The organism is Pseudomonas sp. S5D5 (assembly GCF_003013355.1).
Lineage (GTDB): Bacteria > Pseudomonadota > Gammaproteobacteria > Pseudomonadales > Pseudomonadaceae > Aquipseudomonas > Aquipseudomonas aylmerensis.
The window spans coordinates 3598875-3620720 of record NZ_PTEO01000001.1; the positions used below are offsets into that span (position 1 = coordinate 3598875).

A 21846-nucleotide genomic window follows, 5' to 3' on the forward strand; every position below is an offset into this window, starting at 1 on the left:
TCGAATCCACGCGCCTTGGGCTTGCGTGTCTGTAGTTACGTAGTGGCGTGCGAGAACATCGGCTTGCCAGGATGCTCCATGGCTATCTTGAGGATGTGGCCGGTTGAAGAGTCGGTGACGAACAGGTGCCGGTTGCCTTCACCGCCAAACGCCAGGTTGGTCAAGGTCCGTCCTTCGGTGCAGGACCGCAGGCGATAGAGAGGCACCGCATGGCGATCGAAGACCCATACGCAGCCATTACCCGCATCGCAAACGAACAGGTTGCCCTGGTCATCCAGTGCAATGCCGTCCGCGCCGCTCACCCCGCCTGCCATGGCCGTGAACACTCCGACCTTGGACGTCGTGCCGTCCGATTGAATGGGCAGGCGCCAGATCGAATTGCCCCGGGTCATGGCCACAAGCAATGCTTGCTCGTGCAGGTCCATGACCAGGCCATTGGGGCTCGGTCCGTTATCCAACAGACAATCCAGACGTTGGCTTTCCAGGTCATAGCGAAACACACGGCCACTGGGGTCGTGCATGCCGGTCTGGCCCTGGTCGGTGAAGTAGAGACGCCCTTCATGATCGAAAAACAGGTCATTGACGCCCTTGAAGCCCTCGCTGCGGCGGTGGGTAAGGAAAGGCTCAATGCGCTTGCTTAGCGGGTCCAGGACCAGGATGCCGCGCTTGTAGTCGGCAATGAAAATTCTGCCATCACCATGAATTTTCAGGCCATTGGGCCAGCCGTCGTACTCCACGACCAACTCCCACTCCCCCTGCGGTGAAATGCGAAAGATGCGGCCGTAGGGGATATCGGTCACGTAAAGATTGCCGGCCCGGTCGAAGGAGGGTCCTTCCAGAAAACTGGCAACCTTCTGGCCCGGTTTGTTGGCACGAACCCAATCCGAGTCGCCGTTGCGCCAGAACTTCTCGGGCAGCCGGGTGAAGACCTCGGTGGTCCTCTCCTGAGGTGGGGGATACAGGCTCATGGCAGCACTCCGCGTATCAACTGGCATCGTGACAAGGAAGGCGAACCTAATTGCTTCAGGTAACGCCTTGCCGTCCAGATGCACAGAGGTTTTTGTTTTTATTTGTTCTATCTGATAGAACAACATTCCTTCTAGCGGAATAACTTTCCAAGCATTTTGATTGCCTGTCAAGCGCGAGATTTCGCTGGGGCGTTGCGCGCGCAGAGCAAAAATTATTCCGCGGGATAACCAGAAACCCTTTGAAAGCGCCAGAGGCATGGGGGTGTGAGTGCATCAAGACAGCCGTTGACAGCAGGTATTTTCAAGGCCAATACTAAAAATAGAACAATATTCTGCCTGATAGAACACGCATGACAATACGTGCTATTCCTAACCGCCGCATTGCGTGAATGTTCAACAGGCTGTCCCGCAGATGAGGAGAACCTACTGTGAAAGACGCCACTGAAATCGACATCCTGGTAAGTGAAGTGGGGCCGCGTGATGGCCTGCAAAGCGTCAACGCCATCATGTCTACCGAGCTCAAACTGGAATGGATAACGGCACTGGCAACAGCAGGCCTACGCGAGATCGAAGTGGGTTCGTTTGTGCCTCCCAAGCTGCTGCCGCAAATGGCGGACTGTGCGCTCGTCGTGGCCCATGCGCTGACACTGCCGAACCTGCACGTGACCGCCCTGGTGCCTAATCTTCGTGGGGCTGAAGCGGCCTTTCACGCCGGTGTACACAAGATCACCCTGCCCATCTCTGTCAGTGAGCAGCACTCGATCTCCAACATCCGCAAGACTCACGCACAGGTGTTCGAAGAGGTGAAGGCCGTGGTCGCGTTGCGCAACGAACGCTTCCCTGGCATCCAGATAGAAGCAGGCGTCTCCACGGCTTTTGGCTGCACGCTTCAAGGCGTGGTCACGGACGACGAGACCCTTGCCATTGCCGTGAAAATGGCCGAACTCGGTGTAGATGAGGTCGGCCTGTCCGACACCGTCGGCTATGCCAACCCCACTCAAGTGCGCCGCCTATTCATCCGGCTACGCAACGAAATAGGCGCACTCAGCGGCAGTGCGCATTTTCACAATACCCGCGGGCAGGGCCTGGCCAATGTCGTGGCGGCACTGGAAGCTGGCGTCACTACGTTCGATGGTTCCCAAGGCGGTATTGGCGGCTGCCCCTACGCGCCTGGCGCCTCGGGAAATATCGTTACCGAAGACCTCGTTTACCTGCTCGAATCGATGGGCCTGCGCACCGGCGTTGACCTTGACCGCCTGGTTCATGCGCGGGATTGGCTGCTTAGAGGGCTGCCAGGTGAACCGCTGTATGGCTTCATCCCGGATGCCGGCGTGGGCAAGAACTTCACCTATGCCAAGGAGCGCGTATGAACCAGCCAGTAGAAAAACAGCTGCCACTGGCCGGGATCCGCGTGATCGAGTTCGTCCACATGGTGATGGGCCCAACCTGCGGCCTGCTGCTCGCCGATCTTGGTGCCGAGGTGATCAAGGTTGAGCCCGTGCCAGAGGGCGACAACACCCGCCGCCTGATGGGCTCCGGCGCGGGCTACTGGATGACCTACAACCGCAACAAGAAGAGTTTTGCGGTGGATATCAAATCCGACGAAGGCAAGGAAGCGGTGCGAAAACTCATCGCCACCGCCGATGTGGTCATCGAGAACTTCCGCCTCGGAGCCATGGAAAAACTGGAACTGGGCTATGAACAGGTCAAAGCCATCAAGCCGGACATCATCTACAGCTCGATGAAAGGGTTCTTGCCGGGCCCCTACGAAAACCGCACCGCCCTCGACGAAGTCGTGCAGATGATGACCGGGTTGGCCTACATGACAGGCCCTGTCGGGCGCCCACTGCGTGCCGGTGCGTCGGTCAACGATGTGATGGGCGGCATGTTCAGCGCCGTCTCCATCCTGGCGGCCCTGCTCCAGCGCAAGGAAACCGGACGCGGTCAATTCGTCCAGACCGGGCTCTTCGAGAACTCGGCGTTCCTGGTAGCCCAGCACATGATGCAGAAAGTGGTCACGGGCGCCTCCGCCGCCCCCATGCCCAGCCGCATTTCTGCCTGGGCGATCTATGACGTGTTTGATACGGATCAAGAAAACGAACAGGTCTTTATCGGCGTGGTGAGCGATAGCCAATGGCAAGCGTTCTGCACCGCCTTCGACTTCCAGGAACTGGGCAACGACCCGGCTCTTGCGCGCAATAACCAGCGTGTGATTGCTCGCGAGCAGATTATGCCATCGGTACGTGAACGCGTTGCCGGCATGAGCAAGCAGGCGGTGATGAAGCTGTGTGAACAGGCCGGCCTGCCCTTCTCCCCGATTCAACGCCCGGATGACCTGTTCGACGATCACCACCTCAACGAATCCGGCGGCATGACAGAACTGGCGCTGCCCAACGGCGAGACCGTGAAAGTGCCGATGCTCCCTTTCGAGATGGACGGCCAGCGTTTTGGCGCACGCCTGAATGTTCCGCAAATGGGTAGCCACTCTCGGGAACTGTTGGAACAACTCGGTTATACCGCCGAGGCAATCGACGCCCTTGAGGCCACAGGCACGATCAAGAGCGCCTGACCGGCGCTACGGCGGGCCAACCTGGGCCCGTTGCGGCTGCCGATAAATCTGACGCGCCGAGGGAGGCTCGGCGTGAACTGCAGAACGGAGTGCCGGAACCGCACGAAATCCTGCCAGAACCGTCGGCGTATCCCGCCACGGTATCCATAACAACAATACCGAGGATACAGTCATGGCTAACGTCACGACCACGACTTCCCACTTGCCCCAGTCCCAGCCTGAAGTGCATTCGGGACTTCAACGCCGAGCGATGAAAAAAGCCGCCTGGCGCTTGATTCCCCTGCTTGCACTGGCCTATTTCTTCAACTATCTGGACCGCACCAGTGTGGGTTATGCCGCGCTGCAGATGACCGATCAGCTCGGACTTACTGCGGCCCAGTTCGGACTGGGCGCCGGCATTATGTTTGTCGGCTACTGCCTCTGCGAAGTGCCCAGCAACCTGGCGATGTACCGTTTCGGGGCCCGGGTGTGGATGGCCCGCATCATGATTAGCTGGGGCCTGGCCGCAGCGGCCACCGCCTGGGTTATCGGCCCTTATAGTTTCTATGCCGTTCGCTTCATCCTGGGTGTGGCGGAAGCGGGCTTCTTTCCTGGCGTGATTTTCTTCCTGACCCTGTGGTTCCCCGCGCAATACCGTACACGGGTATTGGCGTGGTTCACCGTGGCTACCCCTATTTCCTTTCTGGTCGGCGGCCCGCTGTCGATCTGGTTGCTACAGATGCACGGCATCTGGGGCCTGGCCGGCTGGCAATGGATGTTCCTGATCGAGGGCATTCCGGCGTGTGTGCTGGGGTTGATCACATTGAAGGTCCTGGCAAACCGCCCCAGCGAAGCCAAATGGCTGACGCAGGAAGAACGTGATGCCCTGAACGACATGCTGGAAAAGGAAGCCGGCAAGGATCAGAAACGCCATGACTTCGGTGTTGTACTCAAGGATCCACGCGTGTGGATCCTCAGCTCGATCACCTTCAGCTTCACCATCGGCACGTACGGCATTGGCATCTGGCTTCCACAGATGCTCAAGGCGCATGGCGTGGAAATCAGCATGATCGGCTGGGTCGCGGCCATTCCGTACTTTTTCTCCACCCTAGGCCTGCTGTTCTGGGCCAAGTATGTCGACCGCACAGGCAGAGGCATCCTCAACCTGGTGATTGCGCTGGTGCTGGCGGGCCTGGCGTTGATGTTCGCACTGAACATGAACGCACTGGCCCCGGCGCTGATAGGCATCACCCTGGCCCTGGTCGGGACGATTTCTGCGAAAACCATCTTCTATACCTTGCCGGCCAAGTTCCTTTCGGGCCGGGCCGCCGCGGGAGGGATTGCGCTGATCAATACCTTTGGCGCGTTCGGAGGCTTCGTCGGCCCCTACCTGATGGGCTATCTGAAAGACGCCACGCAGTCGTTCACCGCGGGCCTGATGGTCATGGGTTGCGTACTGTTGTTTGCCGCGCTGATGGCCGTGTCGCTACGTTTCTTCATGCGTGACGCTTGAGCAGCGAATGCTCAGGGCCAGAATGATGTGCTGCCAGACAGACTAGTCGGCGAGTAGGCGCTGCGGGTAAGGTATCGTCAAATTGCTCACCCGTCGCAAGGGTGGGCTTACTCACGATGATGGATTTGCAGCCCAATCACTGGCCGAAATGACCATGAACAGTAACGAAAAACCTGAGAAAGATCCCGCTGACGGCGGCGTTGCCGCGGTGGACCGCGCCTTTGCCATACTCGGCGCCTTCGACACGCAGTGCAGCGTGTTGCCACTGGCGGAATTGGCGCGCCGCACCGGTCTCTACAAAAGTACCATCCTGCGCTTAATGATCTCCCTGGAAAGAGCCGGTTACATTCGTCGATTGCCGGACGGACAATTCGCTATCGGCCACGAACCCCTTCGGCTGGCACCGCTTTACCAAAGTTCATTTCGCCTGCGCGACATCATCTACCCAATACTCGAAACGCTCTCGCAAGAGAGCGGGGAAACTTCTTCGTTCTACGTCATCGAAAACGACAGTCGGGTGGTGCTTTTCCGCGTAGAACCCAAGCGTTCCGTGCGGGTTTCCATTCACGAGGGTGATCGTTTTCCACTTAACGCCGGGGCTTCGGGAAAGATTCTGCGGACTTTCGGCCCGTCTGTTGCTGATGCGCTTGCCAATGTTCGCGAGCAACTCTGGGCGAGTTCTTTTGGCGAACGCGATCCCGATACCGCAGCGGTGTCGGTACCTGTGTTCGGCATGAATAACGAACTCAAGGGCGCCCTGACCCTCTCGGGGCCCTCCGAGCGTTTCAACGAAGACGCCATTACGAGTGCGCGCAAGATGCTGTTGAAACTGGCAGCCCAAGCCACCGGTGCGCTGGGGGGGGACGCTCGGGAGTTACAGCAGGCCAGTGCAAAGATCGAGGGGTGAACCGTTCCACCGAGGCTGACGCGACCATTGAGCAGTCAGCGTATCGCAGCACCCTCCACAGGCCCGCCCGAGCGCAGGTTAGGTGCTGCTATCTGCACTGGCAGATGGGCTCTGGGCAAGGCTGCCGGGAGTCACCCGCTCTGCTATGACTACCTTCCTCCTGCGCTGCAGCGTGAACCATGGCAGCTCAAATCTTGGCGGGGTCCGGTTACATCGTACAGATCTGCCCGGAGTGGCGACCAGCAGCGTATGCCAACCCTCAACGTCATATGACAGCGCGTGCCACACCAGCCACAGGTGGCCGAGTTGAAACACCGCCCAGGTCAATCCTGGCGACCACGGCGGTCAGTCAGCGCGATTATCTGCGGCCCGGGACGGCGCAGTGACCAACCGAAGTTCATCCCCGCCGCCGCCAGCAGAATGGCGCTCGCGCCAATCACTTGCAGGCTGCTGAGCGGATGCGCGAAGGCCACCCAGTCGACCAGGATAGCGGCGATCGGGTAGATGAATGACAGAGCCCCGACCAGGGCCGTGGGGATTTTCTGGATGGCGCTGTAGAGCAGCGTCGACATCAGCCCGGTATGGACCACGCCGATAATGATCAGGTAAATCCAGGCATCCCCGACCGTGTCGCCCCTGCCAAAGTCCACGAATGGGGCCAGCACCAGCACGCCGACCACCATCTGGATCAGCACGATCAGGTGCGCGGGCACCTCCTTGAGGCGCTTGGTGATCGCTGCTGCCACCGCGTAGAAGAAGGCGGAAGACAGCGCCAGGCAGACGCCCAGCAGGTAGTCAGCGCCGCTGGCCTGCCCTCCGCCATTGGCGAACACGATCAGCATCAGGCCGACGAAGGCCACCAGCAGCCAGCCGAGCTTGGCGATGCTGAGGCGTTCGGCGTAAAACAGCGCACCCAGACCGACCAGCATGAACGGCTGGACATGGTAGACCACCGTGGCAATGGCGATTGAGGCGTGCTGGTAGGCACTGAACAGCAGCACCCAATTGAGCATCAGCGCCACCCCGCCCAGGCACCCCCAAATGAACTGCCGGGCAGTGATCAGCGGGCGACGCAGCACCCCCAGCATCAGGCACGCGACCAACATCGCCAACGCGCCGAACACGCAACGCCAGAACACCACGGCCTGCGGGCTCTGCCCCGACATGATGACGAACCAGCCCACCGTGCCGGAGATCAGCATGGCCGAAATCATTTCGAACGTCCCACGGGTTTGCGCCTTCATCACTCACGGCTTCCTTGCTGTCGACATTGCCGTGACCCAGGCCGCCGTTCGCGGGAGAGTTCGACAAATAGAACTTTATAATGAACGAACGACCACTATAATGAACACGCCAACCCAGAGCGTCAATTCGCAATCGGATGATTTGAAGAACAAATGACTGACATAACGAACAGCTCCATGAGCCATAATCCCAGCCGAATCGATCTGCTGGCGCTTTCAATCAAGCGCGAACGCCTAGCCGCCGGGCTGTCCTTGACCGAATTGGCGAAGCGCGCCGGGGTGGCGAAATCGACCTTGTCTCAATTGGAGTCGGGAATCGGTAACCCCAGCATCGAAACCTTGTGGTCGTTGGCGATGGCGATGGGCTTGCAAGTCACTCGCTTCTTCGAGCAGCCCCAGCAAACCCTGCGGGTGATCCGCGCCAACGAGGGCATGACGACGTATGCCGAGACGGCCAATTATGCCGCGACACTGCTTGCCGACTGCCCGGCCGGAGTACGGCGCGACCTCTACCGGTGGAAGGTACAGCCTGGCGAAGTCCGCCTGTCTCAGCCTCACCCGGCAGGCACCGTAGAGCACGTGGTGCTGTGCAGTGGCAGTGCCCGCATCGGCCCGGCAGACGGACCGGTGTTGCTGAACGCGGGCGACTACATAAGCTACCTGGCGAATGCGCCTCACGTGTTCGAAGCGCTTGAGGCCGATACGACTGCGGTGATGGTGATCGAGCATCTTTGAGGTGGCGACCATGGACACGGCACGAACAACCAGCCACGCGCCGAAGTCACCGGCAACGTGCCAATGCCCCGCGAACACGCAGAGGCTGCTTTGCCAGACACGTATCCGTCAGCCGTCACAGGCCAGCTCGGCGGATCGGTTGATCTTTCGCTGCACTGATCCCTGCACCTGTGGGCTTTCAAGCGTGATCCCGAACCGGCCAGACAGCGCTTCCCGCCCCTTGGCTGTCAATCCAAGTGCGCGACTGTCGAGGTCTTGAATAACCCACTGGCGGCTCAGGAGCATCTGCAGGAAAGCCGCGCCGAGCGCCCCCGCCAGATGAGGGCGGCGCATGCTCCAGTCCAGGCATGAACACGCGAAACGACGTCGCTGGGCCCTGGCCTTTTCCACCTCGATACCCAACCCCGTCATGGCTGTTTCGCCGCTCGCCGTGAGCTGATACAGGACATCTCCGGCATCCGCCACGGTCAGCCAGCCTGACGCGATGAAGTGGTCGTGCAGCTGCACGGCCAATGATCCTGCCATGTGGTCATAACAGGTACGCGCAAACTGCAATCGGCTTGGGGTCGTGGAAACGTAGCGCGCGTCCGCGTTTTGGCTGATCACCATGAGGGCCTCGATCGCCTGGGCCACCTGCGCGTCCGCCAGGCTGTAGTAGCGATGCCGGCCCTGCGTGTGCAGCCTTACCAAGCCGGCGTCTTTGAGCCGTACCAGATGCGCACTCGCCGTGGATGCACTCACGTCGGCGATAACCGCCATTTCGGTACTGGTACGTGCGTGGCCATCCATCAGCGCACACAGCATTTTAGTCCTCGCAGGCTCGGCAATGGCACCGGCTACCCGAGAAATCGCGCTGTCATTGCCTGGGGCATCCATATTTCGTTCCTGAGCGAATCGTCGGCATGAAAGGTGTTCGATAGTAGCCGTTCTTTGTGAACAGGACTCCAGGAATGACGCCTTTTGAAGCCGCGACCCATGCCGATCCCTACCCTTATTACGCCTACCTCAGGCGACAAGGTGGGCTGTACTTCGATACCGACCTTCGGTTATGGATTGCAAGTAGTGCCAGCGCGGTCGACGCCCTCCTCGGGCACCCCGACTGTCGGGTGCGTCCGCCGGACGAGCCGGTTCCCGCGGCCATTGCGCAAGGCGCCGCGGGGATGATTTTCGCTCGTTTGATGCGCATGAACGAGGGCCCGCAGCACATGTGCCCGAGGATGGCCATCGAACCGGCGTTGGCCGCTGTCGAGACAGAACGCATCGCAGGCCTCGTGGCACGCCTGGTCGAGACCCTCCCCGTCGAGCACCTGGATGAATTGATGTTCACCGTACCGGTGTGCGTCATTGCAGCGCTGATAGGCTTCCCACCCTGCCAGCTACAGGACGTCGCAAGGCTGACGCGGGATTTTGTTGCCTGCCTGTCGCCCCTGAGCGACGACATTCAACTCGACAGCGCCCATGGCGCGGCGACTCGACTCAGGCAATTATTCAGCGCGCTGCTGAGTGACGCCAATGACAGTAGCCGCTTCTTGAGCCACGTCCAAAGCGCTTGCGCAGCCACCGCCTGGAGAGACCGCGAGGCATTGATCGCCAACCTGATCGGCTTGTTGTCGCAGACCTGCGAAGCCAGCGCAGGCTTGATCGGCAACAGCCTCGTGGCGCTGCATCGTGAGCCTGGACTGCTTGAAGGCGGGCAGCAGGTTGCAGACCTGGTGGCAGAAGTGGCGCGCTACGACTCACCGGTGCAAAACACCCGGCGATTCGTCACCCAGCAATGCAATATCGAGGGCAACGTACTGGCGCCCGGCGATACCGTTCTCCTATTGCTCGCCTCAGCCAACCGGGATCCCGGCGCGAACCCGGACCCCGATCGCTGCATGCTCGAACGAACCCAGCGACGAACCTTCAGCTTTGGCGCGGGAAGACATCAATGTCCAGGCCAGTCGCTTGCCTTGGCGATCGCCGCCGAGGCGGTCTCGGCATGGCTGCGCCGACAGCCAGCGGCGTCCGTGGGTGCTTTTCGCTGGCGGTATCTGCCCTCCCTCAATGGTCGTATTCCCAGGTTCCATGGTGATCGGGACACCCAGCGATGATCGCAGGATTTGCTCAGGCCGCGAGATCAACGCGGCGCCCAATGCCCCGGTTGTTCCACCACCCCGACGTACTCGGCCAACAACGCCGGCAGGCTGGCCTGCAAAAACGTCACCCACGTGCGTACCTTGGCGTCCAGAAAGCGCCGCGAGGGGTACACCGCGAAGATAGTGCGCTCACGCAGCCGATAATCCGGCAGCAGGCGTAGCAGCGAGCCGTCCTGCAAGGCCGGGGCAGCGCTGAAGAACGGCAACAGGCTGATGCCCATGCCCTCTTGCGTCGCCTTGACCATGGCGTCGGCCACGTTGGTCCGGAAGGCTGTGCCGGGGGGAACGCTGAGGTCTCCCGCCTCGCCCTGGAAGCGCCACTCATCTTCCTGAAAATCCTGCAGGTGCAGGCGCCGGTGTTGCAGCAGTTGCCCGGGATGGTCGGGCACGCCATGGTTTGCCAGGTAACGGGGCGCTGCGCACGGCACGCTGAACAGCTGGCCGATGGTCTGGCTGACGAGGGCCGAATCCGGCAGCGCGTGGGCGATGGAGATCACCACATCATGCCCCTCCTCGAGCGGATCGGGGGTGTGCTGGGACAAGCTCAGTTCCATCGACACCTGCGGGTGAAGCTCGCTGTAGCGTGCGATCAGCGGGGTGATCAGCACGCCCAGCCCGCTCATGCAGTGCACGCGCAGGCGTCCGCGCGGGTTGAGGTGGGCGCCGCTGGCTTCGGCGCTGGCGTCCCGGATGTCGTCGAGGATGCCGCGACAGCGCAGCAGGAAACGCTCGCCCGACTCGGTCAGGCTCAGGCGTCGGGTGGTGCGCTGCAGCAGGCGCGTCTGCAGGTGCTGCTCCAGATCGGCGATCAACCGTGAGACGTGCGCGCCGGAGAGGCTCAACACCTCTGCCGCCGCCGCGAAGCTACCGCTGTCGACCACCTGCACAAACACCCGCATGCCATTGAACACGTCCATCAGCGTCGGGCCTTGATTGCTACGCAATACGTACGGGTCATTTACCGGTTCCTGTCTTTAATACGGCGCTGCAGCCACTACACTGGAGCCTGTTGATAGAGGACGACACCATGAAAATTCGATTGCTCGGCGTTGCTTTGCTGCTCACCGCCACCGGCGCTTTCGCCGCCGGCGGCAATGACAGCCAGGGGCTGGATATCCAGCAGATTGTTTCCGTCACAGCGGTGCCCGGCAGTTGCCAGGTCGAGCCCGCGACCCTGGTGTATCTCGACAGCCAGGGCGTCAGTCACACGGTCAACTACAGCGTGATGGGCACCTGCCAGGGCGGCGTCTAGAGCAGCTTCCAGGTGTAACTGAGGATCAGCCGGTTCTCATCGATGTCGCTGCGGTAGTTGGAGCGCGCCATCACATTGCGGATGCGGATGCCCAGGCCACTCAGCACGCCACTTTGCACGGCGTACCCGATGTCGAGGTCGCGCTCGCGGTCCTTGCCCTCGTAGCCGGCACCGGTCTTTACGTTGTCGCCGGTGATGTAGCGCACGGTGGTGGTCAGTCCTGGCAGGCCCAGCGCGGCAAAATCGTAGTCGTAGCGCACTTGCCACGAGCGCTCGTCGGTGTAGGCGAACTCATAGGTGGGCACCTCGTTGCCCAGCGGGCTGATGTTGGCGAAGACGCGCGGGAAAGCGCTGTCGCCGTACATCGCTTGGTAACCCACATAGACCGTGTGCGCGCCGCGCTTGGCCGACAACAGCGAGAAAAACGCCTGGTTGTCGATCTTGCCGAGCAACCGGTCGCCGTCTTCGCGCGCAGTGTAATAGCCAAGATTGGCGCCCAGTACCCAGGTGCCAACCGGCTGGCTGTGCTTGAGGCCGATGAAATCCTGGGCGTAGATGTCCTTCAACTGCCCGTGCCAATAACTGACGCTGGTGCGCTTGCTGTTGAAGGCATAGTCGCCGCCCACGTAGTTGAAGGCATCACTCTCGGCCCCGCGCTGCGGTACATGGCCGAGCATGGCGATCATCTTTTCGTCACCCGCCTCGTTGCGCAGGCTTGTGGTGCTCAAGTGGCCTGCCTGCAACGCCAGGCCGTTGATCTCGCTGGAGCTGATGCCCACGCCCTGGTAACTCGGGGGCAGCAGGCGGATGTCGCTGAAGGCCAGCACTGGCAGGTTGGGCTGCAGCTCGCCGACCTTCAATTCGGTGTTGGACAGCCGCGCCTTGAAGGTCAGCCCCAGGCGGCTGTACTCGTCGGCGGCGCGGCCATCGTCCTTGACCGGCAGCAAGCCGGTATTGACCCGGTCCGGGCTGCTGTCGAGCTTGAGGCCCAGGGTGCCCAGCGCATCCAGGCCAAAGCCCACGGGGCCTGGGGTGTAGCCGGACTTGTAGGTGAGGATGAAGCCCTGGCCCCACTCCTCGGCCCGCGATTGCCGATTGGCCCCGACGATGTCAGAGAAGTCGCGGCTGAAGTAATAGTTGCGGGCCTGCAGGGTGGCCGTCGAGTCCTTGAGAAAACCACCCTCGTCAGCCGTCGCCGCAAGGGGCACGCCCAACAGGGCGAGCCAGATACGTTGTGTGTGCATGTCGTTGCTCTTCGTTATTGTTGTTATCGACGGTTCGGCAGGTCACAGCGCCTGGGCGGTCGGCAAGACGACACGGGTGCGCCGCTCATTCAGGGCAAAGACGGTCATCGCCAATGCGGCGATGGCACCGGGAATCGCGAAGGCCATGAAATTCAGCTGCAGCGGCAGTTCAATCGCCATCAGCGCACCGCCCAGCAGCGGGCCGACGATGGCACCATTGCGGCCGATGCCGGACGCCCAGCCCAGGCCGGTCGCGCGGATAGACAAGCCATACAATTGCGCCGCCCCGGCATACAGCAGGATTTGCGTGCCGATGGTGGTCGCGCCCGCGATGAAGATCAGCAGGTAGAGCACCGGCATCGGGCTGTTGATGCCCAGCAGGCTGATCGAGAACACCCCGGCGATAAAGAAGCCGATGGTCACGGTCACCAGGTTGAGGCGATCACCCAGGCGCCCGCCGATCAACGCGCCCGCCATGCCGCCCAGGTTCAGCGCCACCAGGAACGACAGGCTCGACCCGAGGCTGTAGCCGGCGCCGGCCATCAGTTTGGGCAGCCATGAACTCAATGCATAGACCATCAGCAGGCAGCAGAAAAACGCGGTCCAGATCATTGCCGTGCGCACCGCCAGGCCGTGGCGGAACAACTCCACCACCGAGGCGCCCTTGCCCTTGATGTCCGCGATGACCAACTCGTCGTCGGCATTGATCGGCGTGCCCGGCGACAGCCGCGCGAGCAGTGCCCGTGCCTGGTCCGTGCGGCCCTGGCGGATCAGGAAACCAATCGATTCCGGCAGCCAGTACACCACCAACGGCAGCAACAGCAGCGGGATGACGGCGACAAAAAACATCGACGACCAGCCATAGGCCGGCAGCATGAAAATCCCCACGCTGGCCGCGAGCATGCCGCCCAGGGAGTAGCCGCTGAACATGAAGGCCATCAAGGTACTGCGGACTTTTTTCGGTGCATATTCGTTGATCAGCGCGGCGGCATTGGGCATCAACCCGCCACAACCGAGCCCGGCGATAAACCGGCAGATCCCGAACTCGGTCGGGCTGCTGGCGAAGCCGTTGATCACGGTGGCGATGCTGAATAACGCAAAGCAGAACACGATGCCTTTCTTGCGGCCGAAGCGGTCCGCCAGGGTGCCGAAGATCAACGCGCCGAACATCATGCCGAACAGCGCATAGCTGCCCAGGGCGCCGGCCTGCAAGGGGGTGAGCCCCCACTCACGCATGATCGACGGCAGGACCACACCGTAGATAAACAGGTCATAGCCGTCAAAGATCAACAGCACCGCGCACAGGCTCACGATCAGCCAGTGAAAGCGGTTGAACGGGGCATTATCAATTATCGAATGAACATCATGGGTACGCATGGCAGTGCTCTCTTTATTGTTGTTGTGAGTCAATGTCTGCAGGTGGAACACGCAGGTGAAAGCGGGCAGTCAGCCGAGGTCGCCACCCCCTACCGGCAGGGTTACGCCGGTGATGTAGGACGCCTCGTCGGAGGCCAGGAACAGAATCGCGCCAGCCTGTTCGTCGATGCTGCCGTAGCGCTTCATCGGGCTGCTGTCGAGGGTCTGGTCAACGATCTGCTGATACCACAGGCGTTCCTGCTCGCTCTGTGGCTGGCTGTTGCGCGGGATACGCCGTGGCGGCGCCTCGGTGCCGCCGGGCGCGGTGGCATTGACGCGGATGCCGCTGCCGGCGGTTTCCAGGGCCAGGCAGGCAGTCAGTGCATTCACCCCGCCCTTGGCCGCGCCGTACGGCACGCGATTGAGCCCACGGGTGGCCACCGAAGACACATTGACGATGGCGCCGCTGCCCTGCGCCAACATGTAGGGCAGCACGCAATGGCAGCACCACAGCGTCGGGAACAATGAACGGCGCACTTCGGCTTCGATTTCGCTCTCGGCGTAGTGCTCGAACGGCTTGGCCCAGATGGTCCCGCCGACGTTGTTGACGAGAATGTCGAGGCGTCCGAACCGCGCCTTGGCGGCGGCCATCACCCGCGCGCATTCGGCGTGCTGTTCGAGGTCGGCGGTGAGCAGCAGCGCGCGCTCATGCTGCAACTCATGCACGAGCTCCGAGCGATCCACCGCCACCAGCCAAGCGCCCTCCTCCAGCAAACGCTCGGCAACACGGCGGCCAATGCCCTGGGCCGCGCCGGTGACCAGCGCGACTTTGTCAGTGAAACGTGAAGTCATGCGTATGTCCTCAGGCGGCATCGCAGCTGGCGCTGACGTTGGGGGTGAATTTTTCGTAGTGGAAGCTCGCAGGGTTCACGCCCTTCGTCTTGAAGTGCTCGCGCACGGCATCAACCATCGGCGGCGGCCCGCACAGGTACACGTCGACATCACCGTCGTTGAGTACTTCACTGGCCATGTGTTGGGTGACATAGCCCTGGCGTGGATGCGCGGTCTGCGGGTCGGCCACGCAGGTGACGAAGTTGAAGCTCGGCAGCCGTGCGGCAAACGCCTGCAGTGCCTCGACCATGACGAGATCCTGGTCGCGCGTGACCCCGTAGATCAGCGTGATCGGGCGGGTTTCCTGGCGCTGCGCAAGCACTTCGAGCATCGACAGGAACGGCGCCAGGCCGGTGCCGCCGGCCAGCAACAGCAACGGCCGCGCCACTTCGCGCAGGTAGAAACTGCCCAGCGGGCCGGTCATGGTCACGCTGTCGCCCGGTTGCGCGCGCTGCAGCCAGCCGCTCATCAAGCCGCCCGGCACGTGCTTGATCAGAAAACTCGCGCCGGTCTCACCGGGGCGGCTGCTGAACGAATACGCACGCGTCTGGCCGCTGTCGGGCACGCCGATGTTCACGTACTGGCCGGGCAGGAACACCGGGGCCTGGTCCAGTTCGAAACGCACCTCCAGCGCCGCATCGGCGTGGCGGGTAATGCCGGTCAGCGTCGCCGCAAATGTGGTGGTGCCGGTTTTGCAGGCGCTGGACGGCAGCGGCACGGCAATCACGCAATCGGACTGCGGCACCATCTGGCAGGTCAGCACCTGGCGCTGCTGCGCCTCGTCTTCGCTCAGGGCGTCGTCGATGTAGTCGTCGCCCAAGTCATAGGCGCCGGTTTCGCAGTGGCATTTACAGGTGCCGCACACGCCGTCCGAGCAGTCCATGGGCAGGTTGATGCGTTGGCGGAAGGCAGCATCGAGCACCTTCTCACCCGCCTTGCAGTCGATGAAACGAGTGACCCCATCTTCGAAGTTCAGGGCAATGGCATACGTCATGGCGGTGTCCTCAGATGTGGTAGATGTCGATGACCTGGTGGATGTAGTCGTTTTTCAACACGACTTTCTTGCGTGTGATCAGCGGCTGCTCGGCGCGGATATCGAGGTGGTAGAACGAGGTGCCGAAGTAACTGTCGGTGGTCTTGTAGCGATGGCTGAGGGTGTGCCAGTTGAAGCGCAGTTCCACCTGGGCGCCGTCGTCGGCCAGCACTTCGAGGTTGCTGAGCAGGTGCACGGTGCGCGGTTCCGGTGTACTGGCGCTGGAGCGCTCGGTCTTGATCCGGAAGATGCGGTCTTCGAGGCCGTCACGGCTGGGGTAGTAGATCAGCGAGATCTCGCGTTGCGGGTCTTCGACGAGGGTGTCGTGGTCGTCCCAGGCCGGCATCCAGAACTCCGCCTTGGGTGAATAGCATGCCAGCCATTCATCCCACTGACGGTCATCGAGCAAGCGCGCTTCGCGGTAGAGAAAGTCGAGCAGGCGGTCACGGGACAGGCTCATCACACCGCCTCCCGGTCGCTGGCAATCAGGCCTTGCTGCTCACGTTCGATCGCGCGCTGCAGGCTCGCCGCCCAATGCGCGTGCTGGCGCACGAACAACCCTTCGTCTTCGGTTTTGACCCCGCTGAGTTGCGGGTGCATGCCCATGGCCCTGGCGTTTTCATCGGCGCCTTCGACCCATTGCTTGGCGCCACGGCTGAGGTCGTTCCACAAGGTGCTCGCGCCTTGGTAGCCGGTCTGGCAGGCGCGGAATTCCTCCAGGTCGTCCGGTGTGCCCATGCCGCTGACGTTGAAGAAATCTTCGTACTGGCGGATACGCGTGGCGCGCTCCTGGGCACTTTCGCCGATGGGCGCCATGCAATAAATCGTCACTTCGGTCTTGTCCACCGCGAGCGGCCGCACCACCCGGATCTGCGTCGAGAACTGGTCCATCAGGTACACATTCGGGTAGAGGCACAGGTTGCGGGTCTGGTCGACGATAAAGTCGGCACGCGCCTGGCCGAGGCGTTCGGCCAGCGCCTCGCGATGGGCATGCACCGGGCGCACGTCCGGGTTGAGCAGGCGTGTCCACAGCAGGATATGCCCGTGATCGAAGGCGTAGACGCCGCCGAGGCTTTTCGACCAGCCATTGGCGTCGACGGTGCGTGTGCCCTCGGCCTCGTAGTTGCGCCGGCCCATGGTCGCCGAGTAATTCCAGTGCACCGAACTGACGTGGTAACCGTCGGCGCCGTTCTCGATCTGCAGTTTCCAGTTGCCGTCATAGACATACGTCGAACTGCCGCGCAGCACCTCCAGGCCCAAGGGCGCCTGGTCGACCATCTGGTCGATGATCACGCGGGTTTCGCCGAGGTAGTCGCTCAGTTCAGGCACGTCCTCGCCGAGGCTGCCGAACAGAAAGCCGCGGTAGTTTTCAAACCGCGCCAGGCGCTTGAGGTCATGCGAGCCGTCACAGTCAAAGCTGTCGGGGTAGGCCCCGGTCTTGGCGTCCTTGACCTTGAGCAGCTTGCCCGCATTGCTGAATGTCCAGCCGTGGAACGGGCACGTGAACGAGCCCTTGTTGCCTTGCTTGCGCCGGCACAACATGGCGCCGCGATGCGCACAGGCGTTGACCAGGCCATGCAGGCTGCCGTGCTTGTCACGGGTGATGACCACCGGCTGGCGCCCGATCCAGGTGGTGAAATAGTCGTTGATCTCGGGCACCTGGCTCTCATGGGCCAGGTAGAGCCAACCGCCTTCGAAGATGTGCTTCATCTCCAGGGCGAACAGGTCAGGGTCGGTAAAAATGTCGCGGCGGCAGCGGAACACGCCGTTGGCGGGATCTTCCTGCACGGACTCGCGCAGTTGTCGGGCGAGTCGGTCGAGTGTACTGGTCATGGGGCAAGCCCTCCGTTGTTCTTGTATCAGGCGCCCTCACCGTACGTGTCCGACATGTTGTCCAATATCCCTTTTCTGCAGATCACTATCCGCCGAGCGCGCGCCGCTCAGCGGTGGCGCTTCCAGGTCTGCGAGGGCAACTCGCCAAAGCGTTGGCGATAGGCCTCGGAGAACCGTCCCAGGTGCGTAAAACCGTGGTCCAGCGCCACCTCGGTCACGCTGCGCGCGCTGCTCAGCTGCAGGCGGGCATGCACCCGTTCAAGCTTGCGCCGCCGTACGTAGTCACGCGGGGACAGGCCGACCTGGCGCTCGAACAGGCTGTACAGCGAGCGCTCACTGACCTTGGCCACTGCCATCAGTTGTTCGAGGCTGATGTCGTCGGTGAGGTGCTGTTCGACAAACTCACGCACCGCTTCGAAGCCGCCACCGTATGCAGGCTGGGGGATCACCCGCAGTACATTGCTGCCCAGCAGGGCCAGCAACTTGGTCGCCACGATGCGCTCGTACAGGCTCTGCATATGCGGTTCGGCAGCGTTTTCCGCCTCGTGACAGATCAGCCCGAGCAACGGCAGGAACCCGCCCATTTCGCTGAGCGCATGGCGCGCGGTCGCAAAGCGGATACCCGGCTGCGGCAGCGCCCATTGCTGCTCCAGGCAAGCGTTTTCGAGCAGGCGTACGGGTAATTTGATGATGAATTTTTCGCAGTCGGCGGAATACGTCAGGTCCACCGGATCATCCGGGTTGATCAGCAGGATCTCGCCAGGTCCGAACACATGCTCCACGCCTCGCGAATGCGAGCGGCAATGCCCGCTCAGCAGGATCTGCAAGTGGTAGATGGTTTCCAGCGCCACCGACGTGACCCGCACCGGCGCGCCGTAACTGATGCGGCACAGGTCCAGGCTGGAAAAAGTGCGGTGGCTGATGCTCGCCTGCGGCCGGCCCTTGGGGGGCAGGCGAATGCAGTGGCTGCCGACATGCTGGTTGACGTAGTCCGACACCGCATAGGCGTCGGCACCCTGGAAAATCTGGCTGCGCTCACTCAATAGCACGGTCATGGTTGCGCCTCTTTTATAGTTATTGGCCTCAGGCTGACGCCAGGTGTTGCGAGCGTCCAATATGGATAAGGTCTGAATGAATACCCTGCAGGTATGGTCGACGGATAATACGCATAAGCCCGCGCACCGGCGCACGGGCGGCGAAACGTCTTGATACCTATTAGCCGACTCATGAGATCAGCTCATGAGACCTCGCGGTTTTGCACGACTAATCATCAGGAGCTGCTGCCTCTAAAGTGGGCACCCCCGCTTTGAGGAAATCCCATGAAGGAAGTCACCGTAGTCATAGGCGCCGGCTCGATCGGCCAGGCCATCGCGCGGCGCGTCAGTGCCGGCCAGCACGTCGTGCTTGCCGACCTGCGCCAGGACACCGCCGAGGCGGCAGCAAAAGTCTTGAGTGATGCCGGTTTCGAGGTGACCACCGCCCAGGTGGATGTCGCGTCGCGAGAGTCGGTCGTAGCGCTCGTCGCACTGGCTGCCGGCCTTGGCGAGATCACCAAGGTGATCCATGCCGCCGGTGTGTCACCGTCCCAGGCATCGCCGGCGACCATCCTGCGGGTCGACCTGTACGGCACGGCGCTGGTGCTGGAGCTGTTTGGCGAAGTGATTGCCAAGGGCGGTTCGGCCATCGTCATCGCCTCGCAGTCCGGGCACCGTCTGCCCGCGCTGAGTGCCGAGCAGAACAAGGCGTTGGCGCTGACCGCGACTGAAGCGTTGCTGGCCCTGCCGATGTTGCAGCCTGCGCAAGTGACCGACTCGCTGCACGCCTACCAGCTGTCCAAGCGTGGCAACGCGCTGCGCGTCGCAGCGCAGGCCGTGCACTGGGGCAAGCGCGGTGCGCGTGTGAACACGATCAGCCCGGGCATTATCTTCACCCCGTTGGCCCGCGATGAGCTGAACGGCCCACGCGGGGATGGTTACCGTCGCATGATCGAATCCAGCGCCGCCAAGCGCGGCGGAACACCCGATGAAGTCGCGGCCGTCGCGGCCTTGTTGATGGGCCCGGAAGGCACCTTCATCACAGGCAGCGACTTCCTCATGGACGGCGGGGTCACCGCGCACTACTGGTACGGCAATGACCAGTGATACCGCGCGGTCTAGCTGACCTTGCGCCCTTCCACCGGGTAACCCGGATCAGTAAAGCCATGGGTCGAGGCATGGCCGGGCACGACCAGGCTGTCGACCAGCGCTTCGTCCTCCGGCCCCAGTTCCAGGCCCAGCGCCTCCAGGTAGCTGTCCCACTGCGCTTCGGTGCGCGGGCCGGCGATCGCCGCGCTGATCAAGCGGTTCTTCAAGACCCAGGCAATCGCGAAAGCCACCGAAGTGGTACCCCGCGCTGCCGCATGCTCGGCAATGGCCTTGGCGATCTTCAACGACTCGGGGCGCCATTCGGTCTGCTGGATCCGTTTGTCACCGCGCCCGGCGCGGGTGTCCGCCGGTGGCGGCGCGTCCACCGCGTATTTGCCGCTGAGCACGCCACGGGCCAGCGGGCTGTAGGGCACAACACCAATGCCGTAGTGGCCCGCCACCGGCAACTGCTCGACCTCGGCGACACGGTTGACGATGTTGTACAGCGGCTGGCTGACGGTCGGGCGCTGGATGCCCAGCGCGTCGGCGATGCGCACCATCTCGGCGATTTTCCAGCCGTGAAAATTCGACACCCCGTAATAGCGGATCTTGCCTTGGCGAATCAGGTCGTCGATGGCGCGCAGGCCCTCTTCCAGTGGCGCATCGCTCAAGGTGCGGTGGAAATACACGATGTCGATGTAGTCGCTGCCGAGGCGTTGCAGGCTGGCGTCGACCGCCTGCATGATCCATTTGCGCGACTGGCCCTGCTGGTTCGGGCCGGCCTCGGCCGACGCCGGATAACCGAACTTGGTTGCCACCACCCATTGGTCACGCTGGGCGGCAATGGCGCGGCCGACCACGGTTTCGGAGCGCCCGGCGTGATAGGCATCGGCGGTATCGATAAAGTTGACGCCAGCGGCGCCGGCTTTGTCGATGATGCGTTTGGCGCTGGCTTCATCGGCCTCGCCGCCGAACATCATGGCCCCCAGGCACAGGGGCGACACTTTCAAGGCACTGCGGCCCAGGTAACGGTAATTCATGGCTCACCCTCAACGGCGTTGGAAACGTAGACGGATCCTAGGCCAATGCGCATTGATGATTAAGGCGCTGAGGAAGGATACGGCCATGAGCCTGCCTCATGAGTGATCAAGTGTTATAGCGCAGCGCCTCCACCACCAGGCTCAACGCCCGCGAAGATTGGCGTCGACTCGGGTAGTAGATGTGCAGGCCGGGAAAAGTCGGAAACCATTCTTCAAGCACCCAGCACAGGCGATCCGCCGCCACGTGCTCTTTGGCCAGGTCTTCGGGCAGGTACGCCACGCCGCAGCCGTCCAGCGCCGCCGCCAGCATCGGGTAGGTGCCGTTGAACGTCAGTTGGCCCTGCACCCGCACCTGCACTTCGCGGTCGCCGTTGGCCAACTCCCATGCATAGCAGCCGCCGTGGGTCGGCAGGCGCAGGTTGATGCAGTTGTGCGCGGCCAGCTCGTCCGGGGCCTGCGGCGCCGGGTGGGCTTGCAGGTAGGCCGGCGACGCGACCATGGCCATGCGCAGGTCGGGGCCGATACGCACGGCGATCATGTCCTGGGCCACCTGGTTGCCCAGGCGCACGCCAATGTCATAGCGCTCGGCGACGATATCGGTCAGGCCATAGTCGGTGATGATTTCGACCTTGATGTCGGGATAGCGCGGCATGAACGCTGACAGGCGCGGCCACAGCAGCGCATTCGCTGCGTAGTCGGTGGCCGAGATACGCACCGTGCCGCGCGGCGAATCGCGCAGTTCGAGGACTTCGGCCAGGTCCGACTCGATCTCGTCAAAGCGTGGCGCCAGCTTGTTGTACAGCTGCTCGCCGGCCTCGGTCGGCGCCACGCTGCGGGTCGTTCGCGTCAGCAGGCGCACGCCCAGTCGGGCTTCGAGCGCCCGCACGGTATGACTCAGGGCTGATTGCGAAACGCCCAGCTGAGCGGCCGCACGGGTGAAGCTGCGTTCACGCGCGACCGCCACAAAAGCCAACAGGTCGCCGTAGCCTTCGCGTGCCATTGATGAACCTCATTCATAGGG

Annotated in this window: 21 protein-coding genes; 8 read left to right on the forward strand and 13 right to left on the reverse strand. The window is 62.2% G+C overall.

Features of this window, described 5'->3' with window-relative positions:
- Positions 1-35: 35 nt before the first annotated feature.
- Complete coding sequence (locus C9990_RS16540) at positions 36-968, reverse strand: SMP-30/gluconolactonase/LRE family protein (RefSeq protein WP_106803971.1); 933 nt, start codon at positions 966-968, stop codon at positions 36-38.
- A gap of 428 nt (positions 969-1396) precedes the next feature.
- Here C9990_RS16540 and C9990_RS16545 point away from each other — a divergent pair, with 428 nt between their 5' ends.
- The 4 genes from C9990_RS16545 (at position 1397) to C9990_RS16560 (ending at position 5936) form a co-directional block, all read left to right on the forward strand.
- A complete protein-coding gene (locus tag C9990_RS16545) occupies positions 1397-2338 on the forward strand; it encodes a hydroxymethylglutaryl-CoA lyase (protein ID WP_106803972.1) in 942 nt (313 codons plus the stop codon).
- Complete coding sequence (locus C9990_RS16550) at positions 2335-3537, forward strand: CaiB/BaiF CoA-transferase family protein (protein ID WP_106803973.1); 1203 nt, start codon at positions 2335-2337, stop codon at positions 3535-3537. The genes C9990_RS16545 and C9990_RS16550 overlap by 4 nt, the downstream gene beginning before the upstream one ends.
- A 172-nt stretch (positions 3538-3709) precedes the next feature.
- The gene (locus tag C9990_RS16555; protein WP_106803974.1) at positions 3710-5029 is read left to right on the forward strand and encodes an MFS transporter; all 1320 of its coding nucleotides are present in this window, start codon (positions 3710-3712) and stop codon (positions 5027-5029) included.
- An 82-nt stretch (positions 5030-5111) separates the two neighbouring features.
- Positions 5112-5936 carry an IclR family transcriptional regulator gene (locus C9990_RS16560; protein ID WP_256595106.1) on the forward strand — a complete coding sequence of 275 codons (825 nt, stop codon included), beginning with the start codon at positions 5112-5114 and terminating at the stop codon, positions 5934-5936.
- A 323-nt stretch (positions 5937-6259) separates the two neighbouring features.
- Here the strand turns inward: C9990_RS16560 and C9990_RS16565 are convergent, their stop codons facing one another.
- Positions 6260-7180 carry a DMT family transporter gene (locus C9990_RS16565; RefSeq protein ID WP_106803975.1) on the reverse strand — a complete coding sequence of 307 codons (921 nt, stop codon included), beginning with the start codon at positions 7178-7180 and terminating at the stop codon, positions 6260-6262.
- Between the two features lie 153 nt (positions 7181-7333).
- Here C9990_RS16565 and C9990_RS16570 point away from each other — a divergent pair, with 153 nt between their 5' ends.
- Positions 7334-7915 carry an XRE family transcriptional regulator gene (locus C9990_RS16570; protein ID WP_106803976.1) on the forward strand — a complete coding sequence of 194 codons (582 nt, stop codon included), beginning with the start codon at positions 7334-7336 and terminating at the stop codon, positions 7913-7915.
- A 108-nt stretch (positions 7916-8023) separates the two neighbouring features.
- Here the strand turns inward: C9990_RS16570 and C9990_RS16575 are convergent, their stop codons facing one another.
- The gene (locus C9990_RS16575) at positions 8024-8791 is read right to left on the reverse strand and encodes a helix-turn-helix transcriptional regulator (protein ID WP_106803977.1); all 768 of its coding nucleotides are present in this window, start codon (positions 8789-8791) and stop codon (positions 8024-8026) included.
- Between the two features lie 74 nt (positions 8792-8865).
- On the opposite strand from C9990_RS16575, the gene C9990_RS16580 reads away from it, so the two are divergent.
- Positions 8866-10008 carry a cytochrome P450 gene (locus tag C9990_RS16580; protein ID WP_106803978.1) on the forward strand — a complete coding sequence of 381 codons (1143 nt, stop codon included), beginning with the start codon at positions 8866-8868 and terminating at the stop codon, positions 10006-10008.
- A gap of 26 nt (positions 10009-10034) precedes the next feature.
- Here C9990_RS16580 and C9990_RS16585 read toward each other — a convergent pair whose 3' ends face one another.
- On the reverse strand, positions 10035-10970 hold the full coding sequence (locus C9990_RS16585; RefSeq protein ID WP_106803979.1) for a LysR family transcriptional regulator: 936 nt from the start codon (positions 10968-10970) through the stop codon (positions 10035-10037).
- A 110-nt stretch (positions 10971-11080) separates the two neighbouring features.
- On the opposite strand from C9990_RS16585, the gene C9990_RS16590 reads away from it, so the two are divergent.
- The gene (locus C9990_RS16590) at positions 11081-11305 is read left to right on the forward strand and encodes a DUF2790 domain-containing protein (protein ID WP_106803980.1); all 225 of its coding nucleotides are present in this window, start codon (positions 11081-11083) and stop codon (positions 11303-11305) included.
- Here the strand turns inward: C9990_RS16590 and C9990_RS16595 are convergent.
- From C9990_RS16595 to C9990_RS16625, 7 genes are all read right to left on the reverse strand, one after another.
- Positions 11302-12549 carry an OprD family porin gene (locus C9990_RS16595; RefSeq protein WP_106803981.1) on the reverse strand — a complete coding sequence of 416 codons (1248 nt, stop codon included), beginning with the start codon at positions 12547-12549 and terminating at the stop codon, positions 11302-11304. The genes C9990_RS16590 and C9990_RS16595 overlap by 4 nt on opposite strands.
- A gap of 42 nt (positions 12550-12591) precedes the next feature.
- A complete protein-coding gene (locus C9990_RS16600; RefSeq protein WP_065905069.1) occupies positions 12592-13926 on the reverse strand; it encodes an MFS transporter in 1335 nt (444 codons plus the stop codon).
- A gap of 69 nt (positions 13927-13995) precedes the next feature.
- On the reverse strand, positions 13996-14757 hold the full coding sequence (locus tag C9990_RS16605) for a 1,6-dihydroxycyclohexa-2,4-diene-1-carboxylate dehydrogenase (RefSeq protein WP_065905068.1): 762 nt from the start codon (positions 14755-14757) through the stop codon (positions 13996-13998).
- 10 nt (positions 14758-14767) lie between these two features.
- The gene (gene benC / locus C9990_RS16610) at positions 14768-15790 is read right to left on the reverse strand and encodes a benzoate 1,2-dioxygenase electron transfer component BenC (RefSeq protein WP_106803982.1); all 1023 of its coding nucleotides are present in this window, start codon (positions 15788-15790) and stop codon (positions 14768-14770) included.
- Positions 15791-15800: 10 nt separating this feature from the next.
- Positions 15801-16289 (reverse strand): benzoate 1,2-dioxygenase small subunit, encoded by a 489-nt coding sequence (benB, locus tag C9990_RS16615; RefSeq protein ID WP_106803983.1) that lies wholly within the window; start codon positions 16287-16289, stop codon positions 15801-15803.
- On the reverse strand, positions 16289-17662 hold the full coding sequence (locus C9990_RS16620) for a Rieske 2Fe-2S domain-containing protein (RefSeq protein ID WP_065905065.1): 1374 nt from the start codon (positions 17660-17662) through the stop codon (positions 16289-16291). The genes benB and C9990_RS16620 overlap by 1 nt, the downstream gene beginning before the upstream one ends.
- Positions 17663-17769: 107 nt before the next feature.
- Entirely contained in the window at positions 17770-18717 is a 948-nt protein-coding gene (locus C9990_RS16625; protein ID WP_106803984.1) for an AraC family transcriptional regulator, read from the reverse strand.
- 264 nt (positions 18718-18981) lie between these two features.
- Here C9990_RS16625 and C9990_RS16630 point away from each other — a divergent pair, with 264 nt between their 5' ends.
- Positions 18982-19803, forward strand: a complete 822-nt coding sequence (locus C9990_RS16630) for an SDR family oxidoreductase (RefSeq protein WP_106803985.1) — start codon at positions 18982-18984, stop codon at positions 19801-19803.
- 11 nt (positions 19804-19814) lie between these two features.
- Here C9990_RS16630 and C9990_RS16635 read toward each other — a convergent pair whose 3' ends face one another.
- Together C9990_RS16635 and C9990_RS16640 are read right to left on the reverse strand one after the other, a co-directional pair.
- Positions 19815-20825, reverse strand: a complete 1011-nt coding sequence (locus tag C9990_RS16635) for an aldo/keto reductase (RefSeq protein WP_106803986.1) — start codon at positions 20823-20825, stop codon at positions 19815-19817.
- Positions 20826-20931: 106 nt separating this feature from the next.
- Positions 20932-21825, reverse strand: a complete 894-nt coding sequence (locus C9990_RS16640) for a LysR family transcriptional regulator (RefSeq protein ID WP_106803987.1) — start codon at positions 21823-21825, stop codon at positions 20932-20934.
- Between the last annotated feature and the right edge of the window lie 21 nt (positions 21826-21846).